The sequence below is a fragment of the Pantoea sp. PNA 14-12 genome (assembly GCF_004364735.1).
GTDB classification, from domain to species: domain Bacteria; phylum Pseudomonadota; class Gammaproteobacteria; order Enterobacterales; family Enterobacteriaceae; genus Pantoea; species Pantoea stewartii.
The window spans coordinates 179,414-197,214 of sequence record NZ_SOAJ01000005.1 but is presented as its reverse complement, the minus strand read 5'-3'; the positions used below and the strand labels follow the sequence as shown (position 1 = coordinate 197,214).

General features: G+C 48.2%; 16 protein-coding genes. All 16 read left to right on the top strand.

Annotation, left to right across the window (positions count from 1 at the left end; translation table 11 throughout):
- Positions 1-176: 176 nt before the first annotated feature.
- The 16 genes from C7434_RS17620 (at position 177) to C7434_RS17545 (ending at position 17,784) form a co-directional block, all read left to right on the top strand.
- The gene (locus C7434_RS17620; protein WP_033742558.1) at positions 177-725 is read left to right on the top strand and encodes an RNA polymerase sigma factor; all 549 of its coding nucleotides are present in this window, start codon (positions 177-179) and stop codon (positions 723-725) included.
- A gap of 143 nt (positions 726-868) precedes the next feature.
- Entirely contained in the window at positions 869-2,326 is a 1,458-nt protein-coding gene (locus tag C7434_RS17615) for a PAS domain S-box protein (RefSeq protein ID WP_033742559.1), read from the top strand.
- A 29-nt stretch (positions 2,327-2,355) separates the two neighbouring features.
- Positions 2,356-2,997, top strand: coding sequence for a response regulator transcription factor (locus C7434_RS17610; RefSeq protein WP_033742563.1), 642 nt, complete (start codon positions 2,356-2,358; stop codon positions 2,995-2,997).
- Positions 2,998-3,348: 351 nt separating this feature from the next.
- Positions 3,349-4,320, top strand: a complete 972-nt coding sequence (locus C7434_RS17605) for a sigma-54 dependent transcriptional regulator (protein WP_033742565.1) — start codon at positions 3,349-3,351, stop codon at positions 4,318-4,320.
- A 239-nt stretch (positions 4,321-4,559) separates the two neighbouring features.
- Entirely contained in the window at positions 4,560-4,769 is a 210-nt protein-coding gene (locus tag C7434_RS17600) for an Hrp pili protein HrpA (RefSeq protein ID WP_033742622.1), read from the top strand.
- 62 nt (positions 4,770-4,831) lie between these two features.
- The gene (locus C7434_RS17595) at positions 4,832-5,197 is read left to right on the top strand and encodes an EscI/YscI/HrpB family type III secretion system inner rod protein (RefSeq protein WP_133745735.1); all 366 of its coding nucleotides are present in this window, start codon (positions 4,832-4,834) and stop codon (positions 5,195-5,197) included.
- A 5-nt stretch (positions 5,198-5,202) separates the two neighbouring features.
- The gene (gene sctJ, locus C7434_RS17590; RefSeq protein ID WP_033742572.1) at positions 5,203-5,982 is read left to right on the top strand and encodes a type III secretion inner membrane ring lipoprotein SctJ; all 780 of its coding nucleotides are present in this window, start codon (positions 5,203-5,205) and stop codon (positions 5,980-5,982) included.
- Position 5,983: 1 nt separating this feature from the next.
- A complete protein-coding gene (locus C7434_RS17585) occupies positions 5,984-6,565 on the top strand; it encodes a type III secretion system protein (protein ID WP_217271732.1) in 582 nt (193 codons plus the stop codon).
- Entirely contained in the window at positions 6,559-7,158 is a 600-nt protein-coding gene (gene sctL, locus C7434_RS17580) for a type III secretion system stator protein SctL (RefSeq protein WP_033742576.1), read from the top strand. The genes C7434_RS17585 and sctL overlap by 7 nt, the downstream gene beginning before the upstream one ends.
- Positions 7,159-7,233: 75 nt before the next feature.
- Positions 7,234-7,458: a serine kinase gene (locus tag C7434_RS17575; protein ID WP_033742579.1), complete on the top strand. Its 225-nt coding sequence runs from the start codon at positions 7,234-7,236 to the stop codon at positions 7,456-7,458.
- Between the two features lie 25 nt (positions 7,459-7,483).
- Positions 7,484-7,876: a type III secretion system chaperone gene (locus tag C7434_RS17570; RefSeq protein WP_226374663.1), complete on the top strand. Its 393-nt coding sequence runs from the start codon at positions 7,484-7,486 to the stop codon at positions 7,874-7,876.
- On the top strand, positions 7,869-9,902 hold the full coding sequence (gene sctC / locus C7434_RS17565) for a type III secretion system outer membrane ring subunit SctC (RefSeq protein ID WP_133745734.1): 2,034 nt from the start codon (positions 7,869-7,871) through the stop codon (positions 9,900-9,902). The genes C7434_RS17570 and sctC overlap by 8 nt, the downstream gene beginning before the upstream one ends.
- 10 nt (positions 9,903-9,912) lie before the next feature.
- Positions 9,913-10,110: an HrpT family type III secretion system protein gene (hrpT, locus tag C7434_RS22240; RefSeq protein ID WP_133745733.1), complete on the top strand. Its 198-nt coding sequence runs from the start codon at positions 9,913-9,915 to the stop codon at positions 10,108-10,110.
- The gene (hrpV, locus tag C7434_RS17555; RefSeq protein ID WP_033742582.1) at positions 10,103-10,459 is read left to right on the top strand and encodes an HrpV family type III secretion system protein; all 357 of its coding nucleotides are present in this window, start codon (positions 10,103-10,105) and stop codon (positions 10,457-10,459) included. Before hrpT ends, hrpV begins: the two co-directional genes overlap by 8 nt.
- A 288-nt stretch (positions 10,460-10,747) precedes the next feature.
- Positions 10,748-11,908, top strand: coding sequence for a harpin HrpZ family protein (locus C7434_RS17550; protein ID WP_033742583.1), 1,161 nt, complete (start codon positions 10,748-10,750; stop codon positions 11,906-11,908).
- Positions 11,909-12,276: 368 nt separating this feature from the next.
- Positions 12,277-17,784, top strand: coding sequence for an AvrE-family type 3 secretion system effector (locus C7434_RS17545; RefSeq protein ID WP_133745732.1), 5,508 nt, complete (start codon positions 12,277-12,279; stop codon positions 17,782-17,784).
- The last annotated feature ends 17 nt before the right edge of the window (positions 17,785-17,801 follow it).

Below are 17,801 nucleotides of genomic sequence, written 5' to 3'. Positions count from 1 at the left end.
GATTGCAATGAGTTGCAGATTTAGCTGGAGCTTACGGCAAAAAGTTGCGAAAAAATGAAGGGAAATGAAATTTAAATCGTTAAATTTCAAATGCTTAACAAAATAAAATCGCTGGCACAGACTTTGCTATCGCCATTAAGCCAAACGGCAAAATGGATTAAGATACGGAGCGTATTATGTCAGAAATGAACCTGCACCCTACTGAGTCATTACACGTTAACCCTCCATCCCCACATAGTATTGATTGGGAGAAAATTTTTCGTGAACATGGACGCCGCGTTTATAACTTCATTCGAAAGCGTGTTGCGCATCGTGAAGATGCGGAAGATTTAGTTCAAATGACCTGGCTGGAAGTCATTCGTAACCGTGATAAGTTTGCGGGGGCCTCGCGACCCGAGACGTGGGTATTCGGTATTGCCCTGAACCTTATTCGTAATCATTTCCGTTCGCAGTCTTCCCGTCCCCACTATGATGAATTAGAAGAGGATGTTGTTCTGAATCAGGAGGATGATCCTAGCCACATCATAGAGCATCAACGCATTCTCGGCTCTACGCTCCAGTCTATTGCCCTGCTGCCCAAAGAAACACGTAAGCTGCTCAGTATGTTAGTAGAGGAAGACGGCAGTTATCAGAATATTGCTAGGAGTCTAAACATCCCTGTTGGCACAGTACGTTCGCGTTTGTCACGGACGCGTGTGTCACTAAAGCAGTCAGTCTTTTATTGAAGCTGAACGGGGTAAAACAAACCGGAAACAGTCTGTAATGAGATGTGTGTTTAATCCACTGTTAGGACACTTCTCAATATTACGACTTGAGCTTGTGGATCTGCGCCCAGACCGGTTAACAATGTTTACTTCAAGGAGGCGAGATGCAGTATTTGGACAGACGATTACATAGCAGTGATACGCCAATCAAACTTCTTGAGTTCGCCATGAACATGCTAAGGGACGCCGTATACCTGATTGACAGTGATACCTGTTTTTTTTATGTCAATGACGAAGCGTGCAGAATGCTTGGCTACAGCAATGCAGAATTGCTCAATATGCGCGTTTCAGATATTGATCCCGAATGGGATTTCGATGACGTCATGGATATGTGGAAACGCGTACGAGAGCAAAATGGCGGCAGGCCATTCACCTTTGAGACCTTTCACAAAAGCTCACAGGGCGAGATGATAGCGGTTGAGATTAGTGCGAATCCATTTGTTTACGAAGAGAAAAGCTACAGTATGTGCGTGGTAAAAGATATAAGAGAGCGTAAGCAACTAGAGCAGGTAGCTTATGCTCGGGAACAGGAGTTTCGGGTATTAGTTGAGAACTCACCGGATATGGTGGTTCGATTCTCGCCCGATTTAAAATGCCAATACGCCAATCCTGCTGCATTGCGTCACCTGCGGTTATCTTTTGAAGAGCTTCGCGGACGCACTTTGCGTGAGATTCAGGGGGATTTACCCTGTGTGAGGCATATTGAACGCCTTCTTAAAGAAGTGGTAAACAGGAAAATTGAAGCTGAAGGGGAACTTGTAGAGTCGGACAGTTCACTTACTAGCGGAACCATGATTATTCATACCCGCTGTGTGCCGGAGTTTAATCAAAATGGCAATCTGACCTCAGTTATGTTGGTCGGACGTGATATCACGGCCATTCATTACGCTGAAAAAAAGTTAGAAGATTCACATATGCGCTTGCGTTTGTTAACAAGGCAGCGAGAAATATCACGTGAAGAGGAGCGAAAACGTATAGCGCGTGAAATCCACGATGAGCTGGGGCAGCACCTTACGTCGCTGAGAATGGGTATTTCGATGCTTCGCATCCAGTTCAGCAAAGATAACCCTTTGCTACATGAGCGAATAGTTCATCTGATGGGGCTTACTGATAAAACGATTCAGGTAGTGCGTAATGTCGCTACCCGCCTCAGGCCAAATGTGCTGAACATGGGTCTGACGCCCGCGCTAGAGTGGCTTCGCGATGAGTTCATTAATCGCCATATTGGTTGTCAGTGCCAGCTGATCGCGCCAGAAAATGAGGTAAGACTGAATGATGAGCAAGTCACAGCCGCATTTCGTGTCGCGCAGGAGTCTTTAACCAATATCTCTCGTCACGCCCAGGCGAACGAGGTTCTCATAGAGGTTATCCGGAAGCCTCATCTGGTCGTGTTAACAGTGAGTGATAACGGCCGTGGCTTTGATTGCAATCAGAGCAAAGATAACGCGTTTGGTCTTATGGGGATGAAAGAACGTGGTCGCATGATCGGAGGCAAAGTAGAAGTCAAAAGTCAGCCTGACAATGGAACCCGTGTGACTTTGACCATTCCTTTAATACCCTGACGAATAATAGTAAAGATTTGGATAACAATATGGATAACACGATTCGAATAATGATTGTGGATGACCACGTCATCATGCGCGAAGGACTAAAGCAAATTTTTTCGTTAGACGAACGTCTGGTGGTAGTGAGCGAAGCAGGAAACGGTACACAGGTCATGGAAGGTTTGCGTAATGAGCAGGTCGATCTTTTACTGTTAGATATGTGTATGCCTGGACTGTGCGGAGAAGAGCTGATCAGCCGCATTCACTCGCTATACCCTCAACTGCCAATCCTTATCCTGACGATGTACAGTGAGCCACAGATCGCACGACGGGTACTTAAATGTGGCGCGCTGGGTTACATCACAAAAGATAACGATCCTGAAACCCTGCTGGCTGCCATTCATCGCGTAGCGCGCGGACAGCGTTTTATTGACCAAATGCTCGCCGAGCAAATTGTCTTTAATGAAAATATGAGTGCGAATGAAGGACTTCATCAACAGCTTACTGCGCGAGAAATGCAAATTATGCTGAAGCTGGCCAGAGGAGAAGGAGTTAACAGTATCGCAGAAGCTCTGGCAATCAGTAACAAAACCGTCAGTACGCATAAAGCCCGCCTGATGGAAAAAATGATGTTTAAGACCAATGCTGACATTGTTAAATACGCGATAAGCCATCATTTAATCTCTTAGGATTGCTCTTAATTTACAAATTAATGCTACCCACCGTTATTACTTAATCATTTCAACAGGTTACAAAAAAATCTTTTTAAACAGCACGTTATGCCTAAAAATTTTATGTAACCGTTTTCATTTCACACAGGGTTAGTAAGGAAATCCTTACAATCCTCCATCAATTCCTTACCCGATATCAGCATATGACGATGGTTTATCTGTGCTGACATGGTATTTCTTATGCCCCTGTAAGCACTTCGTAAACATAAGAATAGTGATTGTAATTAAATGTAATTCAGCTATTGGCTCTAAGTATGTTGTTAACTGCGATGATGTCAGATGAAAGGGATAAGTGAGGGGCAACTTTTTATGAATATTGAAAATAATGAGCACTCATTCCGACCACATCCGGAATTGGGAGAGCATATCTCATTCACGAAAGAGCAACCTGTCGATATCCACGATTCATTAGCTTCACTCATTGAAACTGTAGCACCGCTGGAAATCGATCTTGTTCTGGAAGGTGAAACCGGAACGGGAAAAGATACTCTGGCACGTAAGATCCACCGACTTTCAGGGTGCTCAGGCAGACTGGTAGCGGTTAACTGTGCAGCCATTCCGGAAACGCTGGCTGAGAGTGAACTTTTTGGCGTCAACAACGGAGCTTACACCGGTGCTGTGCAAGCCAGAGCGGGTTACATCGAAGAAGCAAATAACGGCATTCTGTTTCTCGACGAGATCGATAGCATGCCATTATCCCTGCAGGCCAAATTACTGCGAGTACTCGAAAACCGTGGCATAGAGCGCCTTGGCGGTACCCGGTTTATCCCGGTAAATATGCGCGTCATTGTAGCGACGCAGAAGCCGCTACTGACGCTGGTTGAGCAGGGCACTTTCCGCCGCGATCTTTATTTTCGGCTAAATACTGTCTCGATTCAGCTACAGCCTCTGCGATCACAGGTTGAAATTATTATCCCACTGTTTCGTCACTTCATTGCTAAGGCGGCCACAACGATGCAATGCACGCCGCCGGAAATCACGCAGGAACTTTGTGAATATTTACTTAGTTACAGCTGGCCGGGAAATATTCGTGAACTTAAAACGGCGGCTAAACGCTTTACGCTGGGATTACCCCCCCTTAACGTTCCCCGGAACGCCGAACGGCAAGGGCCACAGTTGAAGGAGATACTGCGTCGCATTGAAAAAAGCCTGATTCACGACTGCCTGGTCCGCCATGGGCACAGCATTGATGAAGCCGCCATGGAGTTAGGTATGCCGCTACGCACGCTTTATCACCGTATCAAATTACTCAACGTGACAACGCAACGCATCATTGTCTGATAGTCAGCTTCTTGCCGATACGTTTTTCCAGCCCGGCAAGAAGCTTAATATCTGTTCTGCCTTTATACCTGCCTGACGGCGTAGCTGACTACCTGATTAATCCGGGCGTATTAAAAAAATCTCATTAAAGGGAACCGCAATAAAAGACTCACCACTAAAAGCATGAACATTATGTAATGTTCTGAGAATAAACCTAATTAACTGGAGAGAAAATTATGAGCGGTCTTCTTACCGGACTTATGGGACTTGGTGGTCCACTGTCGAGTGCCACCAGTTTTGCTTCAAAAACCCTGGAAGGTGCCATGAGCGATTCTATGACAGAGTCTGCGGTTGCCCAGGCAGCTAAAATGAAAATGGATACTCAGAACTCCATTCTGGATGGAAAAATGGACTCTGCGACCAAAGAAATCAACTCCGGTCATAATGCGGCAAAAGCCATTCAGTTCTGATTATTAAAACGGGCGTCAGCTTTAAAGCTGCGCCCGTTTCTTCCCAGAGATAAGGACGAACAATGAAAATTAATACCGGCACATCCTCTTCATTGGTCATGAATTCTGAAAATAATGACGTCAGTCTGGCGGACACCAGCAATGCAGATGCTTCATGGTTTAGAACAGCGTTGCAGGCGCCTGCGAAGAAAGCTGATGTTCCGGATAATCATTCATGGATAAACAAACTTACTGATCTGACGCAAGCGGCAAGCAAGGAATCTCAGCAGGCCGACAGGGCTCTCGCTAAAGCCTCACGCAGCATTGACTCAAAAAGCGTCATGGATGCTAACCGCACCTTATCATCTTACTATCTGGAAAGCCTTCTCAATGCAAAACTGATTGGTAAGAGTGTCCAGAGTCTAGAAAAACTGACGAATCTCCAATAATTCGCATGGTTAAATTTCCTCTCAAATCATTGATTTTAATGTCAGTGTTGCTGTTGTTCGGTTGCAATGATCAGGTAGAACTCAATCATGGTCTTACGGAAAACGATGCCAATGAAGTCGCAGCGGAACTGGGTCGTTACCACATCAAGGCTGAAAAACACACGAACAAAGATGGCATCACTGTAATGGTGGATACTGCAGACCTGAACCGTGCCGTGCATATTCTGGACGCTGCAGGTTTACCACGACCCACGCGCACCAATCTGGGCGAAGTTTTTCAGAAAAATGGCGTTATCTCTACGCCGCTTGAGGAACGTGCCCGCTACATTTACGCACTGTCGCAGGAAGTAGAATCGACACTGAGTCAAATTGACGGCGTGATTGTGGCCAGGGTGCATGTGGTGCTTCCGGAACGCGTTGCGCCGGGCGAACCGATCTTACCCGCCAGTGCGGCGGTATTTATTAAGTATCGCCCTGAACTCGATCCTGATGTCATTGAACCACGTATACGTCAAATGGTAGCCAGCAGCCTACCCGGGCTGGCTGGGCGGCCCGGCAAAGATCTGGCTATTGTTTTTGTCCCGGCGGGAACGTATCAGGATAAGCCATCGGAAGTCTCTTTCGGCCCTTTTACCGTAACGCCTCAGCGGGCGACACAGTTAACCTGGTTGAGTGGCACTATCGGTACATTGATTCTGTTGGCCGTGGCTGCATCTGTAGGCTTACCCTACTGGCGGCGCTATCACCAACGTAAAAAAACAGAGTCGGACGAAAAGGGTGAGTAATATGCCTTTTTCAGACGATGCGCGTTTGCGGTGGCTACGGTGGTGGTGCATCGACAGCTGGTTAACCGCCGATAAAAGTTGGCGCTATGCGGCATTTTATGACCTGGATGAGGCGCGTCTTAGTGCCCTGGCAAGGACCCACCACAAGCAAATCTGCCAGCAGTTGAAGCTAGATAATAAAGTCGCACCGGTCGATGCTGAAATTTTGGCATGGCTGGAACTGACGATGTCGCAACGGCAACTGGCAATGTTACTTGCTGCAGAAGTATGTTGGCGGGATTGCGCACTCGCATTGCTCGAACCAACACAACAACGTTGGTGTCGTCGCATTGCTCAGGGACTGCGCCCTGGACTCTGGCTTACTCAAGCCACAGACTTACCCGCCAGTTGCCCAGATCTTAAGAGCTTATGGTTATTGCGTCTACGCGCTGGCCCGGAATGCTGGCAGCGCCTGCGTCTGGCATTTAATGCTGAGCGTGTAAATCAGATGGAAAAACTGCACCACATTGAAACCTTTCCCGAACGCTTACGACCGCTCTGGCAGGCCGTTCTCTGGTATGCAAGGCAGGAATGCCCATGTTGATACGCAGACATATTGATTTGGTGAATGGCAAAGATGATCTCGCACCAGTGATCTCCCGGCATCAGCTCGCCGTGCAGGAGCAGGCCAGGACAATCATTCAGGAGGCCCATCAGCGAGCAGAAAAAATAATATCGGCCGCAGAACAGGAAGCGGAAGCTTCTTCACTGTTGGTTCGGCAGCGTGCAGAGGAAGCGTTCTGGAAGCGGGCAGACACGATGTTCATGCACTGGCAAAAGCAGCAACAGCAGTGGGAGTCAGACGTGCTCTCAGTGATGGACGTCGTACTGGAACAGGCCCTGGAACAGTTGCTGACGGAAGTCCCTGAATCACAGCGCCTCCAGGGACTGCTGCGACAATTGTTGCTTGAAAAAACGCAGACAGATAAGGCTACGCTGTGCTGCCATCCCTCTCAACAGGCGTCCATTGCGACAATGCTGGAAAATTATTCACACCTGAACTGGCAACTGCAGCCAGAAGAGTCCCTTCCGCCAGACAGCCTGAAACTTGTTACACCACAGGGTGAATTATACCTCGACTGGCAGCTGGCTTCGCAGCAATTAAAACCTTGTCCGGTAGAACAACAAGCGCCTTAAAAAGCTATTTTTTAAGGAACCGTTTTGCACTTTCTGCCACTCAATGACAGGAACATCCAAAATGAGAGGGTATGTATGTCATCACTGAGTTCGATTCAGCGGCGTTTAGACAATCAGTTTGAACGTGCGAAAAACCAGCTTGACGAAGCCACCATGAATGCCAGTGAGGGGTATAGTCAAGCTGACAGTTTTGCCTTTTTTGAAGCCAGCATGGGCCTTTCCAGTGCCAGTTGGGCAGCCACGCAAGAATTGACCGTCAAACATGGTTTAATCAAAGCCCTCATCAACGAGATCAACTAAATTGCAGCACTGGGTGCGATCTTTTTTGACTAACCCCGCCGAAGACCATCAATGCAAGGTCGATGATGGTCTTCTCTGGTTACAGCAACGGGGAGGGAAGCTTTTTGCGCTTGCTGAGTTAACAAATAAAGTACCGCTGGATGAAATGTTTCTGGCGCAAGCATTGCGCCTCTCAGCCCCTGCACTGCGTCATTACGGACGGGATTCGGCCGCATTAGCCTTGCAAAATAACAGTCTGGTCTTAATTTTGCGTCTCCATGAGGCTCACTCAGAAAAAATAGCTAAACAACTGGAATCTCTGCTTAATCAACGAGATGTCTGGCAGAGTTTGCTACAAAAACTGCAAAAAAAAGCAATAACCCATTGTTCCGTGCCATTACACAGCATGGCTTTTTTATCAAGGGGAGATCATGGTTAACGAACCTCAATCGCGCTGGCGAGTTATATGCGCGGTCTTAGTGCTGTGCGCCACGTTTCGGTTATGTGCTCAGACGCCGTCTGACTGGAAAGACCAGTCTTACGCCTATTCCGCCGATCACACTATGTTATCCACTTTACTTCAAGATTTTGCTGACGGGCATGGAGTTGATTTGCAGTTGGGGAATATCGAAGACACGGAAGTCAATGGCAAGATGCGCGCCGACAGCGCAAGCGCTTTCCTGGACCGGTTAGCCCTGGAGCACCGTTTTCAATGGTTCGTTTACAATAATACTCTCTACATTAGCCCACAAGATGAACAAAGCTCTGAGCGGCTCGAAATTTCCCCGGATGCCGCGCCTGATATTAAACAGGCCTTAAGTGGTATTGGCCTGCTCGATCCCCGATTCGGTTGGGGTGAGCTACCTGATGATGGGGTGGTACTGGTGACAGGTCCGCCACAATACCTGTCTTTGGTTAAACGTTTCAGCGAACAGCGACAGAAAAAAGAGGATCGGCGGAAGGTGATGACCTTTCCCCTTAAGTATGCTTCGGTTGCGGACAGGACTATTCATTACCGGGATCAAACGCTGGTCATTCCCGGTGTCGCCACAATGCTTAATGAGTTGATGAACGGTAAGCGTGCCGCGCCGGTAAGCGCCAGCGGGGCTGAGGGGACGATAGGGGGAGCGGATAACGCTGCAATGATGCAAAACACCCAGTCATTACTGGCTCGTCTCTCTAATCACGCGAACAACACTAACCGACCGGGTGACAGAGATAATAACAGCGTTGACGATCTCAGTGGCCGCATTTCTGCAGACGTAAGGAATAATGCATTACTTATCAGGGATGATGATAAGCGTCGTGAAGAATACGCGCAGCTTATTAACAAGATCGATATACCGCAAAATTTGGTAGAAATTGATGCAGTCATCATTGATATCGATCGTACCGCCCTTAATCGACTGGAAGCAAACTGGCAGGCAACGTTAGGTGGCGTAACTGGCGGTACATCACTAATGTCAGGCAGCGGTACGCTTTTCGTCAGTGATTTTAAACGTTTTTTTGCCGATATTAAGGCTCTGGAAGGAGAAGGTACCGCATCGATTGTCGCCAACCCGTCGGTGCTGACACTTGAAAATCAGCCAGCTGTCATTGATTTCAGCCAGACCGCTTACATTACTGCAACAGGTGAACGCGTTGCGGATATTCAGCCAGTCACGGCAGGCACCAGTCTTCAGGTCACGCCGCGTGCAGTAGGCCATCAGGACCATGCCAGTATTCAGTTAGTGATTGATATTGAAGATGGGCACGTTGAAACCAACAACGACGGCCAGGCAACCGGCGTTAAACGCGGTACGGTTAGCACCCAGGCATTAATAAGCGAAAATCGCGCCCTGGTGTTAGGTGGATTCCATGTCGAAGAAAGTGGTGAACGTGACCGCCGGATTCCTTTGCTGGGAGATATTCCGTGGTTAGGGAGGCTTTTCACGTCAACACGGCATGAAATTTCTCAGCGTGAGCGATTGTTTATTCTTACCCCGCGTCTGATCGGTGATCAAACAGATCCCACACGCTATGTCTCCGCAGATAACCGTCAGCAGTTAAGTGACGCCATGGCGCGAGTCGAACGTCGTCACAGTAACGTTAACCTGCAGGATATGGTGGAAAATGCCCTGCGCGATCTGGCTGAACGACAAACTCCCGCAGGTTTTAAAGCAGAAGCATCGGGGGAACGTTTAAACGATATTTGCCAGTCCACCCCGGGCATACTTTTTGATAACGCGCGCGGGCAGTGGTACAGCAGCGACAGCGGGAGTTTACGACTGAGCGTTGGTGTGGTCCGCAATATCACGCATAACACACTGCGCTTTAACGAAGCCAGTTGCGCAGGCAAACGGACACTGGCGGTGGCTGTCTGGCCGCACAGTTCCCTGGCACCGGGTGAATCGGCAGAAGTTTACATGGCCCTACAACCACATCGTAATATTGCTGTGACACGAGAATCGCTGATAAATCGTTAAGGCTAAATATATGCTTAAATCTTCTGCTTACCTTCTTCTGGTGACCGCATTTTTACTTGCTGGCTGCGCTTCGCGGCAGGATAAAGGGTTGTCCTGTACATCCTCAGACTGTCGTCCACAGTCCAGCCCACATCAGTTGGTTATCTGGTGGCAACCCGATTTACGCAACAACGCTGCGGACTATACTCAGGTCTCGGTAAATGAATGAAACTTGCCCTCAGGTTAACTCACTTTCTGCTGTGCTAGACGTGCTCAAACTTCAACAAAACTGCCGCTGGACAGTGCTTCAGGGGGTTGAACTTGTTGTATTGTGCGGTACTCATGGACGTGAATTGATGCTTAACCTGTATCCCCCTTTTCAGGCTCCCGGAATTTTTCAGCGATTGCTGCGCCGCCGCGCGCAGCACCCGGATTACTATGATGGCTGTTATCTCTGTTTGAACAGTGAGAACATACTTTCTTGCTGGTATCAGTTAAGGGAAGAGGGCGCTGATGACAAGCATCAGATTGCACAACTTTTTCAGCTAGCCGGCATCGAAACTGAAGTCTGGATCTGAGTAATTTTCATCTTTTATGATCTTCCACCTACCTCTGCTAACCCACTACGCTTTGTATTTACAGCTTTTTTCCACATCGCTGTGCCGCTTTTATTTGCAAATTTCGTTCTTCTGACCCAAACGAAAGTCACGCCCTGTAAACGTCAAATTCCCCCATCACGTGTGATTATTTTCATTTCAGACAGGAACCAGCACCGCGATAGCGGCACTTAATAAAAGCTTTGCCCGGACACTCACATAGCGCTCCGTATGCAAAGTAATCATCACTTATTCAAAGAGGAAGAGGACATGAGTATGAATACGAGTCCGCTGGGCACATCTGCGCTACAAGTTACTTTGGGTGGCAATAATGGTTTGATGGGAACGGATTTACGTACCGACGGATTGGGATTACTTTCCCAGCCAGGGCTGGGCGAGGGGAAAGGTCACAATGAAAGCATCGATCTGCTTGCAGCTGCCCTCACTGGCATGATGATGATGATGAGCATGATGGGCGGCGGCGGCCTTAGCAGCCTTTTTGGTTCAGGCACTGGGATGGGAAGCGGCCTGGGGAACTCACCTTTCGGTGGTTCAGGCTCGGCACCCGGGAACACGCTGAGTGGAACATCGGGTGGTTCACCTGGAGGTACTACGGGGGCTGGTTCGTCGCTAGGACTTGATCCGACCCAGACGGGTGATGATTCTCTGTCAGGCGCTGGCCAAACATCCGGTATGAGTCCGATGGAACAGTTGATGAAAATATTCGCCGATATTACGCAAAGCCTGTTTGGCGATCAGGATGGCGCATCGGGAGGCAACGCAGGGCGTCAACCTTCTCAGGATGAGCAAAATGCATATAAAAAAGGTGTTACGGATGCCCTGACTGCCTTTATGGGAGGAGGCCTGAGCCAGGTTGCTGGAAACGGCTCCGAAGGTGGACTGGATGGAGGCATGGGGCTTGGTGGCGGTAATGGACTGGGCGGAAAAGGGTTACAGGATCTGAGTGGTCCTGCTGACTTTCAGCAGTTGGGTAATGCGATCGGTACCGGTGTCGGTATGAAAGCGGGCATTGAGGCCCTGAACAATATTGGTACACATAGCGATAGCAGTACTCGCTCTTTTATTAACAAAGAGGATCGCGCGCTGGCCAGGGAAGTGGGACAGTTTATGGATCAATATCCCGAAACCTTCGGCAAACCCCAGTACCAAAAAAACGCAGATTCGGCAGTAAAGACCGATACGAAATCCTGGGCTGAAGCACTGAGTCAACCAGACGATGACGGTATGACGCCTGCCAGCATGGAGCAATTTAATAAAGCCAAAGGCATCATCAAAAGCGCTATGGCTGGCGATAATGGCAACATCAACCTTCAGGCACGTGGCGCAGGCGGATCATCAATGGGTATTGATGCCACCCTGACGGGAGATGCCATAAACAATATGGCACTGACCAGACTGAGTGCGGCATAAAGCACCATAAGGCAGGCAGGGAGTTTCTGCCTGCCCATTTTACGGACCTGCAATAAATCCTGGCTCCGCGAAAGCCTTTCCGGGTAGATAAATCATGTTACTTCACGATTTGCCCGGTGCCCCTTGCCAGCAATGATTCCCCCCTCGGACCGCTAATCATCATTCTCACGCATTCCTTATTTCATCGTTATAAGAACACGCGCCATAAATATCATTTCACTATAGGGAAAAAATTTTGCGTACACGTTCTGAAACACTGTTCATCCTTCGCTTGAGGCTTTATTCAACAAAGTGGAACTATCTACGCAAACTCACCACATAAAGATAATTAATGTTTTTTTGCGAAGACCTGATGGCGAGGGCGGATTATGAGACTGAATTTGCACGCAACAGAAAAGAAAACAACCGTTCAGAATGTCGAAAATCCTAATAATTCTACAATCCCGCCACTGCAACAGGGAAGCAGCAGCAGCGCCCCTCAGGCGTCAGGCGGAACGCTAGCCAGCGAGGGTAAAAACATTGCCAGTATGCCCGCTATTCGTCAGCATTTATCCGCTGATGGTGAAAATGGTGCTGCCCGGCAAAAAAATAAAAGCTTCAGTTTAAAAAATTTTCTCGGATTTAAAAAAACAACAAAGGCCCCTGCCCAACCCACAAACCCTGGCTCAAATGTTCCGGAAAGCAGTCGGATTCGGAGACCCACGCTGGGTGACTTTTTGGCACAACCAGAGCAGGACGGTGAGATTCAAGCCCCCCATCCTTCAGCCGCTTCCCCGCGCCTGACCCGTTCTCCCGGTGTAAGACGTCACAGCGTGGAAGACATGCGCGATAAGCCTGTCGCAAAGGCAGACCCACGTGAAACGTCTGCCATCGATATTAAGCATCAACTGAAGAATTTCAATCAGATGCGTCAAAACATCTTGAACAAAACGAGACCATTTTCTCAGGGAGCTACCACATCATCAGTCATGGACGCGAGAGCGCCTTTAGCTGCCATTCCATCCACAACATCAGAAATAACGGAAGAGGTTGATGCAACCCAGCCCGAACAACAGCTTCCGCAGCGGCATCTTGATGCTCGAGAAAATCCTTCACGAATACTAAAAACAAGCCGGGATGTGACAAGCCTTCACCGCTTCCGGCCTACATTACCCGCTATTGCAGAAAATACCGCGGAAGCTGAGGCAAACCGAAGAATACAGCCGCTTCAGACTCCACCACCTCTGGAAAATACACCGGTCAGCCCGCTTAGCCTGACGCTGGATAAAGGTAAATTACGGCTTGCTGACAGTAATCCCACTGCAATGAATACGCTTTTGGAACAAACCTTAGGCAAGGAGGGGCAACACTATGTTGCACACACAGCCAGCGCAGAGGGCAACCATCATATGCTGCTGGATGAACAAGGGCACTTGTTTGACCTCAAAAGTCATGAGGGTGGTTACAGCGTTTTTCATAACAGCCTGCCCTCAACGGTAAAAATGCAGTTGTCCAAAAACAGTGATGAACCGATTAAACTGGTAAATGATAATGGAAAACTAATCCTGGACAGGGGAGCTGAAGGTCAGAAAGTATTGCATCTCAATCCTCCCGGCGAAATCCACCATGCTTACCTCAGCGGTATCTGGCGACATTCTGTAGCAGGGGAGATGAACCAGAAAAACCAATGGGTCCGCATTCATGATGACAAAATCCATTATTTAAATAATGAAGTCGGAGTGTGGCAAACGTCGGATAAAACACCGTATAGCCAGCTTTCCGTTCAGGGGGATGGCAAACTCTACGCCGTACGGGATAGCCGGGCACTTCACAACCTTTCCGATAATCACGTATCAGAAAGGTTTGTCGACAAGATTAAGTCATTTGCTGTCAGTGAGCACGGGGAAGTCGCTGTTCTGACTGATACAGAAAGTCCCCACCATATTTGTCTGATGCCTTCGGCAAATGCGGTTTCCAGTGAGCGTATAGCGTTCAGTCTTCATCTGGCTGACACCATGCAAATGCTTCAGCGTGGTGAGTCACATCTTGAAACCCAGTCGATCGCGCTTAAGGACGGCAGGCTTTTTGCTGCCGACAGCGAAGGGAAATTATACTGCGGCGAGCTATCACAGATTAAAGATGGCGAGTTGCCCATGAATCCCATGTCGCAAAATGTTCTTAAGCAATATTTTGGCCACGATCACCGTATTGAAGGTTTTTTTACTGATGACAACGGACAGGTCAATGCGCTGGTAAAAGATAGCTTCCGACAGATGCATGCTTGCCCACTGGCTGACGACAATCAGTTTCATGCAGGCTGGAATTTGAGTGATGCCCTGATCATAAACAATCAGCTCGGGCTGAATAATATTAATCCTGCGCCTCATGAAATCATTAATCTGGGGCATGAAGGCAGTCTGACGCTGCAGGATGGCAAAGTGCACTATTTTGATCAGCTTACCAGGGGCTGGACAGAAGCAGAGGCGGGCTGTCAGCAGTTAAAAAAAGGACTCGACGGTGGCGCATATATCCTGAAAGAGGGTGAAGTCAAGCGCCTGAATATTAATCAGTCAACCTCGTCCATCAGCCAGGGCAGAGATAACTTCTTCGCATTGCCTCATGTTCGCAATAAACCGGAACCGGGAACGGCACTTCATGGGTTGGATAAAACGGATAAAGCGCAGGCTATCGCTGTTGTTGGCGTGAATAATTATCTTGCCTTATCTGAAAAAGGCGATATCCGGTCTTTTCAAATAAAACCAGGCGCTCAGCAATTAGCACGTCCCGCGCGAACCCTGAGTCAGGAAGGGCTGAACGGCACTCTTAAAGATATTCATCTCGATAAAAAGCAGAATTTGTATGCAGTGACCCGCGAAGGAGAGATATTTCGCCAGGCACGTGAACACTGGCAGCAGGGTGAGTCAGGGAGAGGTTGGCAAAAACTGACAATGCCACCAGGTGAGAGCGGAATAGATCGTATCGAAACTGACGCTCATTTTCATCCTGTTGCAGTACTTCTCGACGGCAGCCGTTACCAGTTAAGAGGTGAAACATGGCATTCTCAAAACGCATCTGAACCCACGCAATTAGAAACCGGTCTGCGCGATTCACAGCGTGTATTTGCAAGACTCAATCAGGATATGAAAGGTGGGCTAATTCCGGGGACCGGACTAACAATACAGGCTTCAGCGCAGCTTGCCGGCCAGACAGGGAGGGAAAACCGACAAATAAAGAGTAAATTCGCTGAAAGGGTGCGTGCTTATATATTTAATCCTACTATGGCTACACCGCGACCTCTGAAAAATATTGCATACAATCTTCAACACAGATGGCAAGGACGGCGAGGCCTGAGTGCCGTCTATGAAATGCAAGGCGCGCTGATTAAGCAACTGGAATCTCAAAATGTACGAAACAAGGGTGCGCAAACGGATTTGCAAAGCAAACTGGACGCACTGGACTTTGGGGAGCAGGGTGCGACGTTACTTAAAAACATAAAGCAATTCCGTGAAGAACTTGAAAACAGCGCAACACAAGCAGCAATATTGCTAGGAAAGCATCAAGGCGTACTGACCAGCAACGGTCAAATCAATGAAAAATTCAAACCTCCGATCAGTAAAGCGGCAATACAAAGCTTTAACGTTAACCGCTCTGGCAGGGATTTAAGTAAAGGTCTGGAGCAAGCCGTTCGTGCTGCCTCTCCGTCCCCTCAAAGTAAATTGCAAAAATTGCTAAGCCATTTTGTCACGTCAGGTCTCAATATGAGCCACCAGAAAGGTGATATACCGTTGGGACGCCAGCGAGATCCTAATGATGAGAACGCACTGACAAAATCCCGGCTTATTCTGGATGTCGTTACCCTTGGTGAGTTGCACGAGTTTGTAGATAAGGCAGCACTGATATCGGGGCATAATCCCGACCCCAGCCAGATAGCCCAGCTACATCAACAGTTTGAGGCCCTGCGTGAAAACCAGTACGAAGCAAACCCGGTAAAACAGTTTACCGACATGGGCTTTACCCATAATGCCGCACTGGAGGCGAATTACGACGCGGTAAAAGCTTTTATCAACGCGTTTCGAAAAGAGCATCATGGCGTAAACCTGACCACTCGCACCGTACTGGAAACCCAGGGAAACGCCAGCCTGGAAAAGAAATTGAAGGATACGCTTCTGTCCCTGAACGCGGGTGAAAGTATGAGTTTCAGTCGTGCATACAGTGGTGGCCTCAGTACGGCCTTTGTTCCCACTATAAAAAAAATACCGGTACCGATTGTACCCGGCGCGGGCATCACTCTGGATCGGGCTTATAATCTCACGTTTGCTCGTACTGATGGCGGACTCGATGTCAGCTTTGCCCGCGACGGCGGAGTGACAGGAACCCTCTCTGTTTCTACAGGACATGATTTATTACCTTATATGACCGGCACCCAAACCACCGCCGAAAACGCCAGTGACTGGCTGAGCAAAAAACATAAAATCAGCCCGGATTTTCGTATCGGTGCCACCCTGAGTAGCAACATGCAGCGCACGCTACAAAACAGCCTCAATTTTAAACTCACAGAAGATGAGCTTCCCTCATTTCTGAATGGGATGATTCAGGGCACATTGACCCCAGTAGATCTGATGAAAAAAGGGATTGAGCATCAGATGAAACAGGGGAGCAAACTGGTCTTTAACATAGATGTTTCGGCCGCGTCAGATCTCCGTGCCGGTATCAATATCACCGCCGACGGTAGCAAACCCGATACCGCCACCTTCCGTGCATCTACAGGATTGAGCGCCTCAGCCAATCTTGTTTCAGCCAGAAGCGAGCGCAGTACAACAGTCGGCCAGCTTGGGAATACGGTTTCGGCCAGTGACAACCGGCCTACATTTTTCAATTCTGCTAATATAGGTGCCAACCTTACGTTAAGTGCGGGCGTCGCTCATGATTTTATCCGCGGTGCCAGCGTCAGTCAGGATGGAACAACAAAACCAGAAAAAAAATCTGGAACCTTCCCTGCATTTATGTCAGTTAATGTTTCAGCAGCGCTGGCTTTGGATAATCGCACGACACAAAGCATCAGCGTTGAAATGAAACATGCTGATCCCGTCTCTCAAAACGATATCGACGAGCTAATTTCAACGTTAGGTAAGCATTTTAAAGACAGTATGAGTACTACATTACTTTCATCTCTTAAAAATCAAGAAAATCCCGATCCGGCTGAGCAACTGAAAAGCCTTGATCGACATTTCAGCTATAATAATGTCGTTGGCGATGACCGTTATGAAGCAGTGCGAAGTCTGAAACAATTAGTTCAGCGCCAACGGGCAGCAGAAAGTAATATGATGGAATTAGGTTCAGCCAAACATACCACGCAATACACCAACCTCTCTCGTTTAGATGAAAACGGCATTTTCGATATTTTACATCATCATTTCAATGCAGCATTACCGCCGACCAGCGCAACCCGTATTAGTAATATGATGGCTAACAACCCTTTACTTAAGGCGCTTATCCAAAAGTTGCAAAGTTCACCATTCACCAGCGCAAGCGTTTCGATGGAGCTCAAAGATGGCCTGCGTGACCAAACGGAAAAAGCCATTCTGGACGGTAAGGTGGGACGTGAAGAACTTGCGCTGCTCTTCCAGGATCGTAATAACTTACGCATCCGTTCAATCAGTGTCAGTCAGAGTGTTAGTAAAAGCGAGGGTTTTAATATGCCCGCATTGCTACTCGGGGCTAGCAACAGTGCAGGTCTAAGTATGGGACGTAATATTGGCACCATTAATTTCAAATATGGGCAAGATCAAGACACTCCCAGGCGCTTTACCCTGGAAGGCGAAATTGCTAAAGCAAATCCAGACGTAGCCTCTGCTTTGTCTGAGCTTAAAAAAGAAGGGTTTGAAATGAAAAGCTGACGTTATGATTAATTAAT